Consider the following 4,298-nt stretch of genomic DNA (forward strand, 5'->3'; position numbering starts at 1 on the left):
CGGGCTTCGCCCTCGGCTTGCCGGGCCTGATCGCGGCAGTCGCCGCCCTGGCCACCCGTCACCGGCTGGGCGCGAGACACCACCTGGTGCTCGGTGCCGGCCTGGTCGGCCTTGCCGGCCTCACCCAGATCGCGCTCGCCCTCCCCGCGTGGGGATCGGTCGACGCCCTCGTCAACGCACACTCCGGCACACCGCACGTCATCGCGGCCGCCGGGCTGGTCATCGCCCTCGCCGGGGCGATGCGCGCACACCCCATCACCAAGGAAGCCGCCCAATGACCCAGCAACCCGCCCTCGTGACCGTGGTCGTCCCGACGCGCAACAACGCACGGACGATCGCCGCCTGTCTGGATTCCGTTCGGGCGCAGACCTATCCGGCGATCGAGCTGATCGTGGTCGACAACCACAGCACCGACGGGACGCCCGATATCGCCCAGGTGCGCGCCGACCAGGTCATCACCGCCGGGCCGGAGCGCAGCGCCCAGCGCAACACCGGGATCGCAGCCGCCGCGGGCGAGTGGGTGCTCTGGCTCGACAGCGACATGCTCCTCACCCCGGACGCCATTCAGGCCGCGGTCGACACCGCCGCCACGACCGGTGCCACCGGGATCGCGCTGCCGGAGCGCACCATCGGCGACGGCTTCTGGACGGCCTGCCGGGCCCTGGAGCGCGAGTGCTATCTCGATGAGCCGTGGCTGCACAATCCGCGCCTGATCCGCCGCTCGTATCTGGTGGACGGCGGCGGCTTCCACCTGGCCATGTCCGGGCCGGAGGACGCCGACCTGCGGCTGCGGATGCGTGCGGACGGCGCCGGGATCGCTCTCGCGCCGGTGATCATCGACCACGACGAGGGCCGGCTGACCGTGGCCGACGTGCTCGCCAAGCGCTACTACTACGGCCGGTCCATCCCCGCCTTCGCCGGCGAGCATGCCGGCGCCGTCGGCGCGCAGGGCCGCACCGTCCTGCGCTCGTATGCCCGCAACTGGCGTCGCTTGGCCAAGGACCCCGCGCACGCGGCCGGCATGGTCTTCCTCCGCGCTCTGGAGGCTGGCGGGTATGCCTGGGGCGCTCGCCGCGGGGCGAAGGACCGGGCCGCCGCGTGACGCGCGAACTGCTCTGGGTCTCGCTGCCGGACCAGCGGGCCCGGCGCGAGGTCTACTGGATGTCCCGTATGCCGCAGACCCACGTCACCGCGCTCGCCCGGGAAGCGCCGGACGGTGAGATCACCTGGGTGCCGACGACCTACACCCGACCGATCAAGCGGTTCATCGAGGCGGGCGCGTTCGCGTGGGCGCGCGGCGTCGGCGATCAGGACCCAGCGGCCTACGACTGGGTGGCGTCCTTGGAGTTGTGCTCCCTGGTGACCGGGCAGGCGTCGCGTTGGCGACGAGCCGCGCGCGGGCGTGGCGGCCGGGTGCGCCAGGCGGTCATCACGTGGGAGAACCTGCCCGACCAGCCGCTCTATCGGTTGCCGCCCTATCAGCAGGCGGTCGATTCCTGCCGCGACGCGGATCTGCTGCTGTGCATGGTGGACGCGGCGCGAGATCACCTGCTGGCCAATGGTTTCGACGACGAGCGGATTCGCGTGGTCAAGCCGGGCGTCGACACCACCGCGTTCACGCCGCCGACCGAGCCGATCGCCGAGCCGCGCGTCGTCTTCTGCTCACCCCTTGCCCCCAACAAGGGCATCGACCGGGTGCTCGATGCCATGGCGATCGTGCGCCGGTCTGTCCCGGAGGCTCGGCTGGCTGTGGCGGGCCGGGGGCCGCTGCAGGGGCTGGTCGAGGCGGCTGCGGCCGACCCGGCGCGTGGCGTCGATTTCGTCGGGAGCCTGCCCCCGGCCCAGGTGCCCGGCTTCCTGCGCACCGGGGCGGTCTTCACGACCGCGCCGCGCCCGACGTGGAAGTGGACCGAGCAACTCGGGCTGGCCTATCTGGAGGCGATGGCCTGTGGCCTGCCTGTCGTGACGACGGTCTGCGGCACCAATGACGAGGCCGTCTCGCCCGGCAATGCGCTGGTCGCGGACGATGTCGAGGCGCTCGCCGATGCCCTGGTTACGATGCTTCAGGACCCGGCGCGCCGCGCCACGGTGGGGGCCGCCAACCACGCGCACGTGCTCGCCGAGCACGACCTCGCCACCCAGTGCGCCCGCATGGGCGCCGCCTTCGCCGACTTCGAGTAGCCAGCCCCGTCGAGAGGCCGGTTCAGCCCCGTCGAGAGGCCGGTTCAGCCCCGTCGAGAGGCCGGTTCAGCCCCGGGCGCGGACGGCGATCCGGCGCACGTGGCCTTCGAGCTCGGTGCCGGTGCGCTCCCAGCTGAAGGAGCGGGCGTGACGGCGGGCGTTGGCGCCGTACTTGCCACGCAGTTGGTTGTCGGCGAGCAGCGCGTCCACCTGGGCGACCAGCTCGGGGACATCCGCAGCCAGCAGCCCCGTCTCGCCCGCGACGATCGACTCGGTGACGCCGCCGGCATACGCGAAGGCAATGGCGGGGGTCGCGTGCAGTCCGGCTTCGACGATGGTCAGCCCCCAGCCCTCCTTCTGCGAGGGCATCAGCACCACCCAGGACTCGGCGAGCAGCCGGTGCTTCTCGGCCTCGGTGACGAAGCCGTGGAAGTTCACGCGGTCACCGACACCGGAGCTTTGGGCGTGCGCCCGCAGGGCATCTTCCCAGTAGCCGCTGCCGACGATGTGCAACTGCAGCGTCGGGTAGCGCTCGGCCAGGGCGGCGACGACGTCGATGGCCACTTCGTTGTGCTTGTGCGGCACCAGCCGCCCGAGAACCATCAGGCTGGGCTCGGCCGTGCGGGGCATGTCGGCATACGAGTCGAGGTCGGCGGGCTGGTCGTTGCCCGAATAGACGACGGACACCCGGTCGCGGGCGATGCCGAGCTCGGCGAGGTCGGAACGCGTCGCCTCCGAGACGGTCACATAGTCGCTGCGGCGATACGCCCAGGGCGCGACCCGCGACTCCAGGAACCACCCGACGGCGCCAAGCTGCTTGCCCAACACCATCGGCCACTGGTCGCGGTGGACGTGGTGGACGATGTTGACGACCGGGACACGGGCCAGCAGGGGCGACCAGAAGGGCACGCCGTTCTGGACGTCGAGGACCAGGTCGTAGTTATCGCGGTGCCGCGCGAGGTGCCCGAGCGCGTGCGCATAGACGCCGAAGCGGCCGCCGCCTCGCACCACGCGCACCCGGTCGTGCCAGGTCGTCGCGGCCGCACCCGGGAAGCGGGCGGTGAAGAGAGTGACCTGGTGTCCGTGCTCGGCGAGGATCTCGGCGGTGCGCTCGACGAAGGTCTCGGAGCCACCGGCCTCCGGGTGCTCCCGGTCCCGCCAGGACAGATAGAGGATGCGCAGCGGCCTGCTGGCAAGGCGATCGCCGTCGACCACGTCGGGACCTTTCCGGGAAGCCCGACAGCGGCACAGCCGGGTTGTTACTCGCCATTAGGATAGCGGAGTGCCGCTCCCCCTTGACACGCTCGAACGCGGCCGCCCGTGCGAGATCTGCGCGACACCGACGCTGCCCTGGCATCTCCTCGGCGGCGGCGCGCTCGAGCGCTGCCCCGTATGCGGCCACGTCCGCCGGCCGCTGGCCGCGGCTGCGGCACACCACCGCGACCTGGCGTATGGCGGCGATCCCGCCCTCGATCGGTGGCGCACCGCGCTCACCTACCGGGCGCTGATCGCCGACGGCACTCCCCGCAGCGTCTTCGAGATCGGCTATGGCGCCGGCGGGCTGTTGCGGCGTTTCCACGACGCCGGCGCAGCTGTGTCGGGCGTCGACCCGGGGCAGCTCGATGTCGGCGTCGATCCACTCGTCCGGGCCCACGGCCGCTTGTGGTCCGGCCCGGCCGAAGATCTCCCGGACGCCTGGGTCGCTGCCGATCTTGTCGTCGGGGTGCACGTTCTCGAACACGTCATCGACCCGCTGGCCACGATGCGCAAAGCTGCGACCATGCTGCAACCCGGTGGCCGGATGGTCGCCCTGACTCCGGCCGGGGATTCGTGGGGCCCGCGCACCTATGGTTCGGCCTGGTGGATGCTCGAGGATCCGACGCACGTCCGGTTCTTCTCGGCCGATTCGCTCGCGCGGGCCGCACGCGCCGTCGATCTGGTGGACGTTCGCGTCGATCGACTCGTGCTGGACAGCCTGACCACCGACGCTGGGTCGGTGGCCCGGATGCGCGGCATTCGACGGCCCGACGGGGTCCTGGGCAGCAGTGCGGTGCTGGCCGGCGCGCTCGTGACCGCCCCGGCCATCCTCGGCCTGCGGGCGCTCGCGCCGAGCACCC

Annotated in this window: 5 protein-coding genes; 4 read left to right on the forward strand and 1 reads right to left on the reverse strand. The window is 72.1% G+C overall.

What is annotated here, in order from left to right; all coding sequences use genetic code 11:
* The 3 genes from PKH97_RS14235 to PKH97_RS14245 all read left to right on the forward strand — a co-directional run.
* A partial coding sequence (locus PKH97_RS14235) for a hypothetical protein (protein ID WP_324388210.1) occupies nt 1-278 on the forward strand: 278 nt, incomplete at its 5' end.
* Nucleotides 275-1,102 (forward strand): glycosyltransferase family A protein, encoded by an 828-nt coding sequence (locus PKH97_RS14240; protein WP_324388211.1) that lies wholly within the window; start codon nt 275-277, stop codon nt 1,100-1,102. The genes PKH97_RS14235 and PKH97_RS14240, both read left to right, overlap by 4 nt.
* Nucleotides 1,099-2,181 carry a glycosyltransferase family 4 protein gene (locus PKH97_RS14245; protein WP_324388212.1) on the forward strand — a complete coding sequence of 361 codons (1,083 nt, stop codon included), beginning with the start codon at nt 1,099-1,101 and terminating at the stop codon, nt 2,179-2,181. Before PKH97_RS14240 ends, PKH97_RS14245 begins: the two co-directional genes overlap by 4 nt.
* Before the next feature lie 66 nt (nt 2,182-2,247).
* Here PKH97_RS14245 and PKH97_RS14250 read toward each other — a convergent pair whose 3' ends face one another.
* Nucleotides 2,248-3,396, reverse strand: a complete 1,149-nt coding sequence (locus tag PKH97_RS14250; RefSeq protein WP_324388213.1) for a glycosyltransferase family 4 protein — start codon at nt 3,394-3,396, stop codon at nt 2,248-2,250.
* 67 nt (nt 3,397-3,463) lie between these two features.
* Here PKH97_RS14250 and PKH97_RS14255 point away from each other — a divergent pair.
* Nucleotides 3,464-4,298, forward strand: an 835-nt coding sequence (locus PKH97_RS14255) for a class I SAM-dependent methyltransferase (RefSeq protein WP_324388214.1), incomplete at its 3' end; no start/stop codon positions are given.

This window comes from Nostocoides sp. (assembly GCF_035343835.1).
GTDB lineage: Bacteria > Actinomycetota > Actinomycetes > Actinomycetales > Dermatophilaceae > Nostocoides_A > Nostocoides_A vanveenii.

Bases quoted from the DNA above. Each gene is read 5' to 3' on its own strand.
- PKH97_RS14240 (WP_324388211.1), top strand. From the start codon at position 275: ATGACCCAGCAACCCGCCCTCGTGACCGTGGTCGTCCCGACGCGCAAC.